Below are 15,368 nucleotides of genomic sequence, written 5' to 3' on the forward strand. Positions count from 1 at the left end.
TTGCGCCCGGGGCGCGGCCGGGCCCCTCCACGTTCCTCGCGCCACCTCACAGGAGTGCTCAACGATGAGTTGCAGACCTGTCCGCGCGGTCCGCCGTGCGCTGACCGCGATCCTCCCCGTCACCGCCCTGCTCGCCCTGGCCGCGTGCGGCGGGGGTGCCACTCCCGCCGCCGGCTCGTCGCAGGCGGCGGTCTCCGACTCCCCCGGGCTGGCCGCGGCCCGGGCAGCGGCGCAGAAGTACTCCGAGCGCCCGGCACACATCCCCGTCACCGAGGCGGTGGGCAAGGACATTCCCAAGGGCAGGACGATCGACTTCATCCTGTGCGGCGTCCAGTCCTGCAAGGACCTCGCCGACCGCTTCACCGCCGCTGCCCGGGAACTCGGCTGGAAGGTCAGGACGATCGCCACGCAGGGCACGCCCGAGTCCGTGCAGGCCGCCTGGGAGCAGGCCGTGCGTGACAAGCCGGACGCGGTGGTGGCCTCGGGCTTCCCCCGCGCCGTCTACGCCAAGCAGCTGGCGCGACTGAAGGCAGCGCACATCCCCGTCATCCAGTCGAACGCCGACGACGTGGTGGGCGACGGCATATCCCTGCTGAAGAACGGCCCTGACGACGTGGGCGTCCAGGGCGAGATGATCGCCTCCTGGGTCGTGTCGAACAGCGGCGCGAAGGCCGACACCGTCTACTTCGACCTGCCCGCCTACACCATCCTGAAGCCCGTCAGGGTGGGGTTCGAGGCCAAGTACCGGAAGTGGTGCGCGGGTTGCCGGCTGGACACCGTCGACGTGCCGATCACCGCGATCGGCAAGGACATGCCGGACCGGGTCGTGTCGTACCTGAGATCGCACCCGAAGGTGACGCACGTCGTCTTCTCGCTGGGTCTGCTCAACGTGGGTGTCCCGGCCGCGCTGAAGACCGCGGGCATCACCGGGAAGCACATCGTCGTCAACGTCGGTGACGCGCAGAACTACCAGTACATCGCGAGCGGCCTCACCGACGCCGCGATGGCGCTGAACCAGTACGAGACCGCCTGGATCCAGGTCGACGCCCTGGCCCGCCACTTCACCGGTCAGTCCATGGGCGTGGACCAGAAGGCGGTGCTGCCCAACATGCTGATCACCAAGGACAACCTCCCGTCCACGGACGGTGACTTCCCGCTGGTCAAGGACTACGACGCGCAGTTCAAGGCGCTGTGGGGCCTGAGGTGACGGGGACGGCCCACCAGCGGGACGAGACAGTGCGGCCGGTACTGAAGGTGTCCCGGTTGTCCAAGCGATTCGGCGGGACCCAGGCGCTGAAGGACGTGGACCTGGAGATCGCCCCCGGCGAGATCCACGCCCTGATCGGTCCCAACGGTTCCGGCAAGTCCACCCTCATCAAGGTCCTCGCCGGATACCACCACGCCGAGCCGGGAGCGTTCGCCGAGCTCGACGGCGAGCCGTTCGGCCTGGGGCAGGTCACCGGGTCGCGGCACGACCGGCTGCGCTTCGTCCACCAGGAACTCGGGCTGGTGGAGGAGTTGAGCGCCACGGACAACCTCGCGCTCAGCCATGGTTTCGCCCGTACGGCGTTCGGCAACATTCACTGGCCGGAGATGGAGCGTCGCACCGGAGCACTGGTGGAACGCTTCGGTCTCGGCATCGACGCGCGCCGGCCGCTGGCCCTGGCCACGCCCGTCCAGCGCGCGGTGGTGGCGATCGCCGCCGCGTTGCAGGGCTGGGAGGGCCGACGTGGCGTCCTGGTGCTCGACGAGCCGACGGCCGTACTCCCGCCGGGGGAGGTGGCCAGGCTCTTCGACATCGTGCGGGAGGTCCGCGCGGCCGGCGCGAGCGTGCTGTACGTGTCACACCGGATGGACGAGATCTTCGCCCTCGCCGACCGGGTCACCGTACTGCGCGGCGGACGCCGGATCGCCACCCGCCCGGTCGCCGAGCTCACCCCCAGGTCACTGGCCGAGCTGATGGCGGGCCGCGAGGTGGAGACCGGCCACCGGCCGCAGCCGTCCTCCCCCGCCGTCGGTGAGGCCGCGCTGGAGGTCCGCGACCTGTGGGCCGGTCCGCTGCGTGGAGTCTCCTTCGATCTCGCCCGGGGCGAACGGCTCGGCATCACCGGCCTGGTCGGCTCCGGCCACGCGGCGGTGCCGTACGCGGTGAGCGGGGCGTGGAGCGGACCGGTGCGCGGCAGGGTGCGGCTGCCCGAACGCTCCGTGCGATGGGCCGACGTACGCAACGCCCGGGGACTCGGCATTGCCCTGGTGCCCGCCGACCGCGCGCGCGAAGGCCTGGTCGGTGAGTTCTCCGTCGCGGAGAACCTCACCCTGCCCCTGCTCGACCGGCTCCGCGCCCGCGTCGGCCTGCTGCACCGGGGACGGGAGAACGCGCTCGCCGAGCAGTGGGTCCGGCGCGTGCAGGTGCGCACGGCCGGACCCGGCGCCCGGATCACCACGCTCAGCGGCGGCAACCAGCAGAAGGTCGTCATGGCCCGCTGCCTGGCCCGGCGGCCACCCGTGCTGGCGCTGTGCGAACCGACCGCGGGCGTCGACATCGCCACCCGGCTGCAGCTGTACGAGCTGATCCTGCGTCAGGCGGCCGACGGAATGGGCGTGATGGTGTCCTCCTCCGACACGCAGGACCTGCTCGCGCTGTGCACCCGCGTCCTGGTCGTACGGGACGGCCGCGTCGCAGAGGAGATCAGCGGCCGGGACATCACCGAGCCCGCGCTCGTCCACGCCATGGAAGGAACCTCAGCGACATGACCTCCACCCCGATCCGCGCGGCGGATCACCGGCCGGCCGAACCGGACGGGTCCGCGGCGCCCGACGCGGACGCACCCCTCGCACTGGTCCGGCGGGTGGCAACCGCCCTGTCGTTCCGGAACATCGGCGCCGTCCACGTCTGGCTGCTCATCGTCGCGATCTTCTCCCTGTGGGCGCCGGAGACGTTCCCGACCCTCACCACCGTCAAGCAGGTCCTGAACGGCAACGCCGTGGCCGGGCTGGTGGCACTGAGCGTCGTCCCTCCGCTGGCCGCACGGGTCTTCGACCTGTCGGTCGCCTACACCATGTCGCTCACCAGTGTGCTGACCGCCCACTTCCTGGTCGCCTCGGGCCTCGGTCCGGGCGCCGCGATCGCGTCGGCCATGGCTGCCGCCCTGCTGGTCGGGCTGGTCAACGGGATCGTGGTGGTGGTCCTGCGCGTCGACTCGTTCATCGCCACGCTCGCCACCGGCGCGCTGATCCAGTCCCTCATCACCATGGTGACCGACGACAGCTCCATCACCGGCGTGCGGCTGCTCGCCAGACCGTTCGCCGGCATCGCCCAGCTGGAGGCGGGCGGCATCACCCTGCCGGTGCTGTATCTGCTCCTCGCCGCGCTGGCCGTTTGGTACCTGCTGGAGCACACCGCCACCGGACGCCGGCTGTACGCGACCGGCTTCAACGAGAACGCGGCACGCCTCCAGGGGGTGCGTACCGGGCGGCTGCGGTTCATGACGCTGGTGACGTCCGCGCTGCTGTCCGGATTCGCCGGAGTCGTCTTCGCCTCATCCGTCGGGTCCGGATCCCCGACCGCGGGCACACCCCACCTGCTGTCGGCCTACGCGGCGGCCTTCGTCGGCGCCACCCAGCTGCGTGCGGGCCGCTTCAACGCCTGGGGCACGGTGATCGCGGTGCTGCTGCTCGGCACCGGCGTCACCGGACTCGGGCTCGCCACCAGCGCGCCGTGGGCCACGAGCCTGTTCACCGGCTCGGTCCTCATCGTCGCGCTGGTCCTGACAGGCGGGCGGATCTCCCTGCCCGCCGCACTGCGCCGCCGGAGGGCGCGCCCCGCCGCCGCGGCGGGGGCCGCCGTGGTACCCGTCTCCGACAAGGAGGTATGACATGAAGGCCGTCCAGTACCTGACCGTGGGCCGTGCGCCCGAGGTCGTCGAGATTCCCGTGCCCGAGCCCGGCCCTGGCCAGGTGCTGCTGAAGGTGACGGCAGCCGGACTGTGCCACTCCGACCTCGCGGTCATGGGCTGGCCCGCGGAGCAGTTCCCCTATCCGCTGCCGCTGACGCTCGGCCATGAGGGCGTCGGCACCGTCGCCGCCCTGGGCCGCGGCGCCGGTGGGGTGGCCGAGGGCGACGAGGTGGCGGTGTACGGGCCATGGGGCTGCGGCCGCTGCCGCGTCTGCGCCGAGGGCAGGGAGAACTGCTGCCCGCACGCCCCCGCGCTCGGCATCATGCCGCCCGGTCTCGGCTCCCCCGGCGCCCTCGCCGAGTACATGCTGGTGGACTCACCCCGCCACCTGGTGCCACTGAACGGGCTCGACCCGGTGCAGGCGGCCCCGCTCACCGACGCGGGACTGACGCCGTACCACGCGCTGAGCAGATCCCTGCCCAAGCTGGTGCCGGGCAGCACGGCGGTGGTGATCGGCGTCGGGGGCCTCGGTCATCTCACCGTCCAGCTGCTGCGCGCACTGACCCCGGCCCGGGTGATCGCCCTCGACGTGAACAAGGAGAAGCTGGAACTGGCCGGCACCGTCGGCGCGCACGAGACCCTGCTGTCCGACAGCGGGGCGGCGACGCGGGTCCGGGCACTGACCGGCGGCGTAGGGGCGCAGGCGGTCCTGGACTTCGTGGGTGTGGAGGCGACCCTGGCGGTCGCCGCCGCCTCGGTGGCGACGGGGGGCGACGTGACCGTCGTCGGCATCGGCGGCGGCACCCTCGCGGTCGGCTTCGGCGGCGGTCTGCCGTTCGAGGTCTCCGCCTGCGCTCCCTACTGGGGGAGCGTGCCGGAGCTCTTCGACGTCGTCGAACTCGCCCGGCAGGGGCTGGTCTCCTGCCACGTCGAGACGTTCTCCCTGGAGGAGGCGCCCCTGGCGTACGAGCGCCTGCACGCAGGGGAGATCACCGGCCGGGCGGTCGTGCTGCCGCACGGCTGACCGCCCGCTCCACGCAGCGCCCGAGGACCGTACGGAACGCCGGCGCGTCCCAGGGCCCCCGGTCCACGCGCCCGGTGTCGGCCACGCCGAGGTCCTGTGTGTCGTACCGGCCCCGGCAGTGGCCGAGGGTGAAGTAGCAGACCTCGCCCCGCCCGTGCCGCTTCAGGTACAGCACCGGACGGGGAGCGTGGTCGAGTGCCGCCGTGTCGCCCTCGGCGAAACCGCGGCAGGGCCCGGTGTACTCGGCGTGCAGCAGGACGTCCAGGTCTCCGTGCAGCTCGCAGACGTACAGCTCGTCGGTGACCGTGAACGGCTCGACCCCGGCGACCAGCGGATGGTCCGGCCGGGTCACCCGCACCTCGTACGGCTCGATCGGCGGGTGGGCCACGAACTGGCTGCCGAGCACCCCGGCCAGCTCACCGAGGAGCCGCGGGGTCGTGAAGAGCCGTGGCCCGCCCGGGGTAGGTGGCTCGATCACGGAGTTGGTGCCGTGCAGGGCGAGCCAGTACCCGCCCCGCTCGACGAAGTGCGCGAGCGCCTTGCGCTGCCCGGTGTCCGGGCGTACGTCGCAGGTGTACGTGACCAGCAGGTCGGCGGCCTCCAGTGCGGGCAGGCAGTCGTAGTCCTCGTACACCCGGGTGCGGATCCGCGGCTGGTCCGCGAGCAGTTCCAGCAGTCGCAGCCGTGCGAAGTCGATGTCGTGCCATCTGCCGCCGCAGACGAGTACGGCGTCCAGGCGGCCGGCCGGGCCCGCCACGGCTCAGTACTGGACGCGGGTCAGCAGCCCGCCGTCCACCACGAGGTTGACACCGACACAGAAGGAGCCGGTGCGGCCGAGCAGGAACGTGACCGCGTTCGCCACGTCCTCCGGGGTGCCGTAGCGGCCGATCGGCAGCTTGGCCAGCACCTCCTCGTAGACCTCCGGGCGGGCGGTGCGGATCGTCTCCCAGGCGCCGCCGGGGAAGTCGATGGGGCCGGGCGAGACGGTGTTGACCCGGATGCCCTTCGGGGCCAGGGCGTGGGCGAGAGCTGAGGCGTGCTGGACGACGGCCGCCTTCAGGGCGGAGTAGGAGTTGGCTCCGGCGGGGCGAGCGGTGTCGGAGGCGTTGGTCGTGCCGATGGCCACCACGGCGGCCCGGTCGGAGGCCTCCAGGTGGGGCAGGGCCGCCTCGACCAGTCCCGCGAACGGCACCAGGTCACCGCGCAGGCTGGCCTCCCAGGATTGCGGCCCCTTCACGTTGCCCGCCGAGACGTTGGACACCAGCAGGTCCAGGCCGCCGAGTTCGTCCGCCGACCGCTGCACGAAGGCCGCGAGGGCGGCCGGGTCGGTGACGTCGACCGGTTCTGCGTGGACGGTCGTTCCGTCGGCGCGCAGTTCGGCGGCGGTCTTCGCCAGCGCCTCCTCGCCCCGCGCGCACAGCGCCAGCGTGCAGCCCTCGGCGGCCAGCGCCTCGGCGACCGCCCGGCCGATACCCCGGCTGGCGCCGGTCACCAGCGCCTTCGCGCCTGTCAGTCCTGTGTCCATCGGTCACGCTCCTCGGTCAGTCATGGGGCAGTTCGGAGAACGGCACCCGGTCGGTACGCGGCTCACCGGGCAGTCCCAGGACGCGTTCGCCGATCAGGTTGCGCTGGATCTGGTCGGTGCCTCCGGCCAGCCGGTAGCCGGGGGCACCGAGCAGGTGCTGCGTCCAGGCGAAGGTGTCCGGCTCCCCGGTGTCGGCGCTGATCCGGGCGCCCATGAGGTCGGCCGCCACCTGCCCGGTGCGGGTGAGCAGGTCGGAGGCCATGAGCTTGGTCAGCGACGCCTCCGGCCCCGGCCGGCCGCCGGCCGCGCTCGCCCGGGCGACCCGGTCCACGGTGGCCGCACGCAGCTCGGACCGGACGTACAGGTCGGCGAGGCGCTGGCGGACGAGGGGGTCCCGGGTGCGGCCGAGGGAGCGCGCGAGGGCGAGGACATCGGCGAAGGTGCCGCCCTTGCGCCGGTTGCCGCCACCGGAGGCGGTCCGTTCGAAGGCGAGGGTGGCGGTGGCGACCTCCCATCCCTGCCCGGGGCACCCGATCCGCAGCGCGTCCGGGACACGGACTCCTTCGAGGAACACCTCGTTGAAGGAGGCCCCACCGCTCATCTGGCGGATGGGGCGGATCTCCACGCCGGGGGCGTCCATCGGGACCAGGAAGGCGGTGATGCCGGCCTGCTTGACGACGGCCGGGTCGGTGCGGGCCAGCAGCAGCCCGTAGTCGGCGAACTGGGCTCCCGAGGTCCACACCTTCTGGCCGTCGACCATCCACTCCTCGCCCTCCTGCCTGGCGCGGGTGCGCAGCGCGGCGAGGTCGGATCCGGCGCCGGGCTCGCTGAAGAGCTGACAGGCCAGCAGGTCGGTGCGCAGGAACGCGCGGGCGTAGGTGTCGCGCTGCTCGGCCGTTCCGAACAGAGACACGGCCATCGCGACCAGCCGCACGGTGACGCTGATCAGCTCGGTCGACGGCGGCACCGCGAAGGCGGACTCCTCCTGGGCGAAGGCCGCCGCGTGGGCGGCGCTCAGGCCCGCACCGCCCTTGTCGGTGGGGAGGGTCAGGGCCTGGTAACCGGCGTCGAAGCGGGCGCGCTGATAGGCGCGGCAGCGCTCCAGCAGCAGGCGTTCCTCGTCGTCGGGGAGGTTGTGGAAGACGGCGAGACCGGCTGCTCGCGAGGTGGACTGCGGCGCCCGGCCCGGTTCGAGCACGGTGGCCAGCCACTGCCTGGCCGCTGCGCGCCAGGCGTCCATGTCCGGCTGGCCCACATCCGGCTTGGACATGGCTCCTCCTTGAGGCACTTACCAGATGACAGTTGCAGTAACGCGGGAAGGAAAGAGTCCGCGCTCGGCCATCGAGCAGGTGCGGACAGCATCGGCTCCGATCAGAGTGTTCCGCACTTTCTTGATAAACGCTACAGTCTCCGCATCGTCTCCCCACGGACGCAGGGGAAGACCGAGGAGCCGCCGGAGGAGCCATGTCCCTTCCACCACTCGACCGCCGCGCCCAGGAGACACCCCACGAGCCCGCCCTGGTGGACGACCGGGGTGTGCTGTCCTGGTCCGGGCTCGCCGACCAGGTCGAGCGGGCGGCCGCGCGGCTGCTGGAGTTCGCGCCCGGCCCCGGCCACCGCGTCGCCGTCCTCGGCGACAACGCGATCCCCACGCTCGTGGCCCATCTGGCCGGGCTGCGCGCGGGAGTGGGGACGGTGGCCACGTCCCGTCAGCTGCGGGTCGGCGAACTCGTCGACCAGCTCGTCGACGCCGGTGCGACCGGGATCGTCGCCGGACCGGTCGGCGCGGGTGTCGCCGTGGAAGCGGCCCGCGAACTCGGCCTGCCCGTCGTGACACACGGCACCGAGCCGGCCGGACACGCCTTCGACTGGGACCTGTGGCTGGGCGCGGCGCCCGCCACCGCCGCGCCGGCGGACCGGCCCGCGCGGCCCCTCCTCGTCTACACCTCGGGAACCACCGGCCGGGCGCGCGGCACCGAGGTGCGCTGGGTGAGCGGCCCGGTCGCCGACAGCGCCGCCTACCTGGCCGAACTGGCCGCCCGGCCCGGCTTCCCGCCGGGCCCCCACCTGGTGTGCGGCCCGCTCCAGCACAACGGCCCGCTGACCTCGCTCCGGCACCTGGCGGCCGGTCAGCCGGTGGTGATCCTCGGCAGGTACGACCCGGAGGCGTTCCTGCGCCGGGTCGAGGAGTGGCGGGTCACCTCCACCGTGATGGTGCCCACCCACTTCCAGCGTCTGCTCGCCCTGCCCGGGGAGCTGCGCGCCCGGTACGACGTCTCCAGCCTGCTCCAGGTCTCGCACACCGGGTCCGCATGCCCGCCGGACGTCAAACGCGCCATGATCGACTGGTTCGGCCCGGTGCTCACCGAGTCCTACGGTGCCAGCGAGGCGGGCACCCTCGCCCGCATCGACAGCACCGAGTGGCTGCGGCACCCGGGTTCGGTCGGCCGTGTCCAGCCCCCTTTCGAAGTGCTGGTGACCGACGACGACGGCACCCCGCTGCCGCCCGGCGAACTCGGCCTGCTGGCCTTCCGCGCCCCCGAAGGCCGGGGCGTGCGCTACCACGCCGACCCGGACAAGACGAAGTCCGCCTACCTCTCCCCCGGCGTCTTCACCCTCGGCGACATCGGCTACGTGGACGCGGACGGCTATCTCTTCATCACCGACCGGGCCGCGGACGTCGTGGTCTCCGGCGGGGTCAACCTGTACCCGGCGGAGAGCGAGGCGGTGCTGCGGCTGCACCCCGCGGTCGCCGAGGTCGCCGTCATCGGTGTGCCCGACCCGGACTTCGGGGAGGCGCCGCGAGCGCTCGTCGTGGCCGCCGGGGGCGAGCCGCCGGCCGAGGAACTGGACCGGTTCTGCCGCGAGAGGCTGGCCGCCTACAAGTGTCCCAAGTCGTACGAGTTCGTCGCCGAACTCCCGCGCAACGCCATGGGCAAGCTCGACAAACGCGCGATGCGCCGCCCCTACTGGCGCTCCGAGCGCACCATCGCCGGCTGAGCCGGTCCCACCGCGAAGGATCCTCATGACCGAACTCCTCCTCATCCGGCATGGCCTCCCCGTGGCCGGGGTGTACGACCCCGGCCTGTCACCGGAGGGCGCCGCGCAGGCCGAGCGGCTCGCCGCCTGGCTCGCGCGCGAGGACATCGACGCCCTGTACGTCAGCCCGTTCCGGCGTGCCCGGGAGACGGCGGCGCCCCTGGAACGGCTCACCGGCCTGACCGCCACGGTGCTGGACGACCTGCGTGAGTGGGACACCGACGTCTCGCAGCCCTACACGCCGCCGGAGCAGATCAACGCCGACGACCCCCGGTCGGTGGCGCTCGCCGAGGGACGGTACGAGGACTTCGTGCCGGACCTGGACCGGGACGCCTTCCGGGCCCGGGCGCTGCGGGCCATGGAGACCATGCTGGCCGCCCACCCCGGCGAGCGGATCGCGGCCGTGTGCCACGGCGGCATCACCAACACATATCTGGCGACGGTGCTCGGCCTGCCCCGCATGTTCTGGTTCCATCCCGGCTACACCTCGGTCAGCCGGGTCCGGCGGATGCCGGGCGGACGGATCGTCCCGCATTCGGTGAACGAGACCGCCCACCTCGTCGCCGAGCACGCTGTCGCCTGACCCCGCCCCCGCACCCAGGAGGTCCCGGCCGTGCCCGGATCCGTCATCGTCGCCGGAGCCAGAACACCCATCGGGAAACTGATGGGCGCCCTGAGCACCCTGTCCGCCGCCGGCCTCGGCGCGCACGCCATCGGCGCCGCCCTGTCCTCCGTACGGCTGGACCCGGCCGCCGTGGAAGCCGTCGTCATGGGCCACGTCGTCCAGGCCGGGGCCGGTCCGAACACGGCTCGGCAGGCGGCCGTACGCGCGGGCATCCCGTTCGCCGTCCCGGCGAGCACCGTCAACAAACTGTGCCTGTCCGGTCTGCACGCCATCGCCCTGGCCGACCTCATGGTCGCCTCCGGGCGCCACGAGGTGGTCGTCGCGGGCGGCATGGAGTCCATGTCGGGCGCCCCGCACCTGCTGCGCGGCACACGTGGCGGCTGGAAGTACGGCTCGGCCACCGCCGAGGACGCCCTCGACCGGGACGCGCTCGTGTGTGCCTTCGACGGCGTCTCCATGGGCGCGGCCACCGAGCGCCACCAGCAGCCGTACGGCCTGACCCGCGAGGAGCAGGACGAGTTCAGCGCGCTGTCGCACCAACGGGCCTCGCGCGCTCAGGAGTCGGGCGCGTCGGCCGAGGAGATCGCCCCGGTCACGGTGCCCGGACGCCGGGGCGAGACGGTCGTCGACACCGACGAGGGCGTACGGCCGGACAGCACCGCCGAGAGCCTCGGACGGCTGCGGCCCGCCTTCTCCGGCGACGGCGAGGGCACCATCACGGCGGGCAACTCCTCACAGCTGTCCGACGGCGCCGCGGCCGTCATCGTGATGAGCGCGGCACGCGCCGAGCGGGAGGGCCTCACCCCGCTCGCGGAGATCGGCGCCTACGGCACCGTCGCGGGCCCCGACCCCTCGCTGCTCGTCCAGCCGGCCGCCGCGGTCCGTGACGCCCTGGCCAGGGACGGCCGCCTCAAGGCCGCCGACCTGGACCTGTTCGAGATCAACGAGGCGTTCGCCGGGGTGGCCCTGGCCTCCGTGCGGGACCTCGACGTCCCGCTGGACAAGGTGAACGTCAACGGCGGGGCCATCGCCCTGGGGCATCCGGTCGGCATGACCGGTGCCCGGCTGGTCCTGACGCTCGCCACGGAGCTGCGCCGGCGTGGCGGCGGCACCGGGGCGGCGGCCCTGTGCGGAGGCGGCGGCCAGGGCGACGCGCTGTTGTTGCACGTACCGCCACACGTCTGACCCCGGCCCCCGTACGAGATTCAGGTTGCCCGCCATGACCGACCACCAGCCCCCGCACGAGGAGACCCTCGTCGTCGCGGCCCGCATCCCCGCCGCCGACGGTGTCGTCTCCCTGATCCTGCGCCGCCCCGACGGTGATCCGCTGCCCTCCTGGACCCCCGGCGCGCACATCGACCTGCTCCTGGACGGCGGCCTGATCCGCCAGTACTCGCTGTGCGGGAGCCCCGCCGCACGAGACGTCTGGCAGATAGCCGTGCTGCGCGAACCGCGTGGCCGCGGCGGCTCGGCGTACGTCCACCAGCACCTCGCGGAGGGCAGCAAAGTGCTGGTGCGGGGGCCGCGGAACACCTTTCCGCTGCGCCCGGCGGCACGTCACCTGTTCGTCGCGGGCGGCGTCGGCATCACGCCCATCCTGCCCATGGTCGAGGCTGCCCAGGCCGCGGGCGCGGACTGGCGCTTGCTGTACGGCGGCCGGACCCGCACGTCCATGGCGTTCCTGGACCGTCTGGCGCCCTTCGGGGAACGCGTCCTGATCCGGCCCCAGGACGAGTACGGCCTGCTGGACCTCGCCGCCTTCCTCGGCACCCCCGAGGAAGGCACCCTGGTGCACGCCTGCGGCCCCGAACCCCTGCTGCAGGCGGTGCAGGAGCGCTGCGCCGCCTGGGCGCCCGGCACGCTGGGGGTGGAGCGGTTCGCCCCGGTGCGGTCGGCCGGGCCCGGGCCCGCCGAGACCTTCGACGTGGTGCTCGCCCGTGCCGGCCTCACCCTCACCGTGCCGCCCGACCGTTCAGTGCTGCAGGTCGTCATGGAGGCAGGAGTTCCGGTGGACTTCTCCTGCCAGGAGGGCACCTGTGGCACCTGCGAGACCGACGTGCTCGACGGCACGCCCGACCACCGGGACTCACTGCTGAGCGAGGACGAGAGGGCGGCCGGCGACACCATGCTCATCTGCGTCTCACGCTCATGCGGGCCACGCCTGGTCCTCGACCTGTGATGTGTGCCGCCGGGCGACGTCCGTCACAGTTGCTCTGACGGACGGACGGCCATGGCAGGCGGAACCGCAGTTCAGACGGTCGAATGCGGTCAGGTTATGGATTCCCTGAATACCAGGCATTGGACGCATGCATCCGTGGTCTCCCAGCCTGGTGGATGTCCCCGTTCCCGACCGCGTAGGAGTAGTCATGGGCATCCACTGGAGCGCCACCGACGGACACATCCGGACGACCGCCCGCGCACATGCCGTACTCAACAACCCGCGTCTGAACCGGGGCACCGCCTTCACCCGGCAGGAACGGCGGGATCTCGGGCTGGTGGGCCTGGTGCCGCCGCAGGTGCTGACGCAGGACCAGCAGGCGGCCCGCGCCTACGCGCAGTTCCGTTCGCAGCCCGACGACCTCGCCAAGAACGTCTATCTGACGGCGCTGCGCGACCGTAACGAGGTGCTGTTCCACCGGCTGCTCGGCGACCACCTCGCCGAGATGCTGCCGATCGTGTACACCCCGACCGTCGGCACCGCGATCGAGCGCTACAGCTACGAGTACCGCCGCCCGCGCGGCGTGTATCTGTCGGTCGACGCGCCGGAGGACATCGAGCGCTCCCTGCGCGCGTCCGGGCTGGGCGCCGACGACGTCGACCTGATCGTGGCGACCGACGGCGAGGCGATCCTCGGCATCGGCGACTGGGGAGTGGGCGGCATCGACATCGCGGTGGGCAAGCTCGCCGTCTACACCGCCGCGGCCGGCGTCGACCCGGCGCGCACCCTGGCGGTGATGCTGGACGTCGGCACCAACCGGCAGGAACTGCTGGACGATCCGCTGTACCTGGGCAACCGGCACCCGCGCGTGGACCGGGAGAGCTACGACGCCTTCATCGACGCGTACGTCGCCACGGCCAGGGAGCTGTTTCCCAACGCCCTGCTGCACTGGGAGGACTTCGGCCCGGCCAACGCCCGCCGCATCCTGGACCGTTACCGCGAGAAGGCCTTCACCTTCAACGACGACATCCAGGGCACCGGCGCGGTCAATCTGGCCGCCGTGCTCTCCGGCGTGCGCGCCACCGGTGTCCCGCTCCGGGAGCACCGCGTCGTGCTCTTCGGCGCCGGCACGGCCGGCATCGGGATCGCCGACCAGCTCCGCGACGCGCTGATCGCCGACGGGCTGACGCCGCAGGAGGCCACCGACCGCATCTGGGCCGTCGACCGCCACGGCCTGCTCACCGAGGGCCAGCAGGGACTGCGTGACTTCCAGGCGCGCTACGTCCGTCGCGCCGCCGAGGTCGCCGGCTGGCGGCACGACGAAGCCCTCGGCGGCATCCCGCTGGCCGAGGTCGTCGACCGGGTGCGCCCGAGCGTCCTGATCGGCGCCTCCGGACAGGGCGGGGCGTTCACCGAGGACATCGTCCGCACCATGGCCGCGCACACCGAGCGCCCGATCATCCTGCCCCTGTCCAACCCCACCCGGCTGGCCGAGGCCGTCCCCGCCGACCTGCTCGCCTGGACCGGCGGCCGGGCCCTGATCGCCACCGGCAGCCCGTTCGACCCGGTGGAGGCCGACGGCGTCACCCACCACATCGGGCAGGCCAACAACGCGCTGGTCTTCCCCGGCCTGGGGCTGGGCGCCGTCGTCGTCCGGGCCGAGCGCGTCACCGACGGCATGCTCGTCGCCGCGGCCCGCGCCGTCGCGGAACAGACCGACGCCACAGCGCCCGGCGCTCCCGTACTGCCCCTGATCGACCGCCTGCGCGACACCTCCGCGGCGGTGGCCGTGGCCGTGGCCCGCGCCGCCGCCGAGGACGGCGTCGCACGGGAGCCCGTCGACGACACCATCGAGGAGCGCGTCCGCGCGGCCATGTGGCAGCCGGAGTACCCGCCGATCGAGGCCGTCTGACGGACACCGGTCCGCGGACCAGCCCCTCTCGCAGGAGTCAACGACCGTCAGCGTCTGGCACTGTGCCCTGCCGTCACCGGACCGCGCGGCCGAACCCCCTTGTTCGAAGGATTTACGCAGTCATGTCTTTCGCCGAGATCTTCACCGTCGTGGTGCCGGTCTTCCTCGTCATCGCCGTCGGTTACGCCACCGGCCGCCGTGCGCTCTTCGACGCCGGCGGGGCGCAGGCGCTGCGTGAGCTGACCATGCAACTCGCCCTTCCGGCGGCCCTGTTGCTGAGCATCTGGCAGACACCGCGGCAGGTGCTGGTCGAGCAACTGCCCTTGGTGGGGCTTCTCGCGTTCGGGCTGCTCGGGGTGTACGCCGTCCTGCTCGGCGTCCTGCGCCTCGCCGCCCGCCGCCCGCTCCGGCGGGCGGCCCTGTTCGCGCTGGCGTGCGTCCAGCCGCAGTACGCCTTCATGGGCACGTCCATCCTGGGGGGCCTGTTCGGCGCCGCGGAGGCCGCCGTGCCGATCGCCGTGGCGGGCGTCCTCGTCAACGTCGTCCTCGACCCGCTCGTCCTGATCCTGCTCGGCATGCCGGAACACCAGGCGTCCCGGACGGCCGCCTCCGTCGCCGCGGTACGGCGGCCGGCCCTGGTGACGACCGGCGGAGCGCCGACGGAAGGTGCCGCGCCGGCCCCCGCCGAGGCATCGTCGCCCGAGGACCGCCCCTCCGTCCTGCGCACGGTCGGGCACGCGCTGCGTGAGCCCTTCTGCTGGGGCCCGGTCCTGGGCCTGGTCCTGTCGGTCAGCGGGGTCGGCCTGCCCGAGGTCGCCGACGCCTCGCTGACCCTGCTCGCCGGGGCCTCGTCGGCCGCCGCGCTGCTGTATGTCGGCGTCTCCGTGTCCCGCATCGGCCGCCCGACGCTGACCCCCGCGGTGTGGGCGGTCTCCCTCACCAGCGTCGTCGTCCTGCCGCTGCTCGTCTACGGTGTGGGTCTGGCGGTGGCCTCCGCGGCAGACGCCGCCCAGGCCGCGCTGATCGTCGCGTTCCCCGTCTCCCCCGTCCCGCTGATGTTCGCCGCCCGTCACGGCTCGACGACCGATGTACGGACCATCGGCTCCGCTGTCGTACTGAGCCTGCTCCGCTCCTTCGTCACCCTGCCGCTCCTCATCGAGCTGGTCGGCTGACTCCGGCAAACGAAAGG

At 72.9% G+C, this 15,368-nt stretch carries 13 protein-coding genes; 10 read left to right on the top strand and 3 right to left on the bottom strand.

What is annotated here, in order from left to right; translation table 11 throughout:
* The first annotated feature begins 64 nt into the window (after positions 1–64).
* From NW895_RS16885 to NW895_RS16900, 4 genes are read left to right on the top strand one after another with little or no spacing between them, the layout of a single operon-like run.
* Complete coding sequence (locus tag NW895_RS16885) at positions 65–1,207, top strand: substrate-binding domain-containing protein (protein WP_289936375.1); 1,143 nt, start codon at positions 65–67, stop codon at positions 1,205–1,207.
* A gap of 56 nt (positions 1,208–1,263) precedes the next feature.
* The gene (locus tag NW895_RS16890) at positions 1,264–2,754 is read left to right on the top strand and encodes a sugar ABC transporter ATP-binding protein (RefSeq protein WP_289936376.1); all 1,491 of its coding nucleotides are present in this window, start codon (positions 1,264–1,266) and stop codon (positions 2,752–2,754) included.
* Complete coding sequence (locus NW895_RS16895; protein ID WP_289936377.1) at positions 2,751–3,875, top strand: ABC transporter permease; 1,125 nt, start codon at positions 2,751–2,753, stop codon at positions 3,873–3,875. Before NW895_RS16890 ends, NW895_RS16895 begins: the two co-directional genes overlap by 4 nt.
* 1 nt (position 3,876) lies before the next feature.
* Positions 3,877–4,920: an NAD(P)-dependent alcohol dehydrogenase gene (locus tag NW895_RS16900; RefSeq protein WP_289936378.1), complete on the top strand. Its 1,044-nt coding sequence runs from the start codon at positions 3,877–3,879 to the stop codon at positions 4,918–4,920.
* Here the strand turns inward: NW895_RS16900 and NW895_RS16905 are convergent.
* Genes NW895_RS16905 through NW895_RS16915 form a run of 3 tightly spaced genes read right to left on the bottom strand, consistent with a single transcriptional unit; the run spans position 4,886 to position 7,715 of the window.
* On the bottom strand, positions 4,886–5,677 hold the full coding sequence (locus NW895_RS16905) for a ThuA domain-containing protein (RefSeq protein WP_289936379.1): 792 nt from the start codon (positions 5,675–5,677) through the stop codon (positions 4,886–4,888). The two genes, NW895_RS16900 and NW895_RS16905, sit on opposite strands and share 35 nt — an antisense overlap.
* 3 nt (positions 5,678–5,680) lie before the next feature.
* Positions 5,681–6,445 carry an SDR family oxidoreductase gene (locus tag NW895_RS16910; protein ID WP_289936380.1) on the bottom strand — a complete coding sequence of 255 codons (765 nt, stop codon included), beginning with the start codon at positions 6,443–6,445 and terminating at the stop codon, positions 5,681–5,683.
* Positions 6,446–6,461: 16 nt separating this feature from the next.
* Positions 6,462–7,715, bottom strand: coding sequence for an acyl-CoA dehydrogenase family protein (locus tag NW895_RS16915; RefSeq protein ID WP_289936381.1), 1,254 nt, complete (start codon positions 7,713–7,715; stop codon positions 6,462–6,464).
* 194 nt (positions 7,716–7,909) lie between these two features.
* Between NW895_RS16915 and NW895_RS16920 the strand changes: the two genes are divergently transcribed.
* From NW895_RS16920 to NW895_RS16945, 6 genes are all read left to right on the top strand, one after another.
* Positions 7,910–9,445, top strand: a complete 1,536-nt coding sequence (locus NW895_RS16920) for an AMP-binding protein (RefSeq protein ID WP_289936382.1) — start codon at positions 7,910–7,912, stop codon at positions 9,443–9,445.
* A gap of 25 nt (positions 9,446–9,470) precedes the next feature.
* The gene (locus NW895_RS16925) at positions 9,471–10,067 is read left to right on the top strand and encodes a histidine phosphatase family protein (protein ID WP_289936383.1); all 597 of its coding nucleotides are present in this window, start codon (positions 9,471–9,473) and stop codon (positions 10,065–10,067) included.
* Between the two features lie 30 nt (positions 10,068–10,097).
* Positions 10,098–11,294 carry an acetyl-CoA C-acyltransferase gene (locus tag NW895_RS16930; protein ID WP_289936384.1) on the top strand — a complete coding sequence of 399 codons (1,197 nt, stop codon included), beginning with the start codon at positions 10,098–10,100 and terminating at the stop codon, positions 11,292–11,294.
* 34 nt (positions 11,295–11,328) lie between these two features.
* Entirely contained in the window at positions 11,329–12,288 is a 960-nt protein-coding gene (locus tag NW895_RS16935) for a PDR/VanB family oxidoreductase (protein ID WP_289936385.1), read from the top strand.
* A 187-nt stretch (positions 12,289–12,475) separates the two neighbouring features.
* Positions 12,476–14,179 carry an NAD-dependent malic enzyme gene (locus NW895_RS16940; RefSeq protein WP_289936386.1) on the top strand — a complete coding sequence of 568 codons (1,704 nt, stop codon included), beginning with the start codon at positions 12,476–12,478 and terminating at the stop codon, positions 14,177–14,179.
* Between the two features lie 122 nt (positions 14,180–14,301).
* Positions 14,302–15,351, top strand: coding sequence for an AEC family transporter (locus tag NW895_RS16945; protein ID WP_289936387.1), 1,050 nt, complete (start codon positions 14,302–14,304; stop codon positions 15,349–15,351).
* Positions 15,352–15,368 lie beyond the last annotated feature (17 nt).

Source organism: Streptomyces sp. S.PNR 29 (genome assembly GCF_030386795.1).
In the GTDB taxonomy this organism is placed as follows: Bacteria; Actinomycetota; Actinomycetes; order Streptomycetales; family Streptomycetaceae; genus Streptomyces.

What these genes read in the sequence shown, in the direction of transcription:
- NW895_RS16885 (WP_289936375.1), top strand. Translation starts at nt 65, where the DNA reads ATGAGTTGCAGACCTGTCCGCGCGGTCCGCCGTGCGCTGACCGCGATC.
- NW895_RS16895 (WP_289936377.1), top strand. Translation starts at nt 2,751, where the DNA reads ATGACCTCCACCCCGATCCGCGCGGCGGATCACCGGCCGGCCGAACCG.
- NW895_RS16900 (WP_289936378.1), top strand. Translation starts at nt 3,877, where the DNA reads ATGAAGGCCGTCCAGTACCTGACCGTGGGCCGTGCGCCCGAGGTCGTC.
- NW895_RS16910 (WP_289936380.1), bottom strand. Translation starts at nt 6,445, where the DNA reads ATGGACACAGGACTGACAGGCGCGAAGGCGCTGGTGACCGGCGCCAGC.
- NW895_RS16915 (WP_289936381.1), bottom strand. Translation starts at nt 7,715, where the DNA reads ATGTCCAAGCCGGATGTGGGCCAGCCGGACATGGACGCCTGGCGCGCA.
- NW895_RS16920 (WP_289936382.1), top strand. Translation starts at nt 7,910, where the DNA reads ATGTCCCTTCCACCACTCGACCGCCGCGCCCAGGAGACACCCCACGAG.
- NW895_RS16925 (WP_289936383.1), top strand. Translation starts at nt 9,471, where the DNA reads ATGACCGAACTCCTCCTCATCCGGCATGGCCTCCCCGTGGCCGGGGTG.
- NW895_RS16935 (WP_289936385.1), top strand. Translation starts at nt 11,329, where the DNA reads ATGACCGACCACCAGCCCCCGCACGAGGAGACCCTCGTCGTCGCGGCC.
- NW895_RS16940 (WP_289936386.1), top strand. Translation starts at nt 12,476, where the DNA reads ATGGGCATCCACTGGAGCGCCACCGACGGACACATCCGGACGACCGCC.
- NW895_RS16945 (WP_289936387.1), top strand. Translation starts at nt 14,302, where the DNA reads ATGTCTTTCGCCGAGATCTTCACCGTCGTGGTGCCGGTCTTCCTCGTC.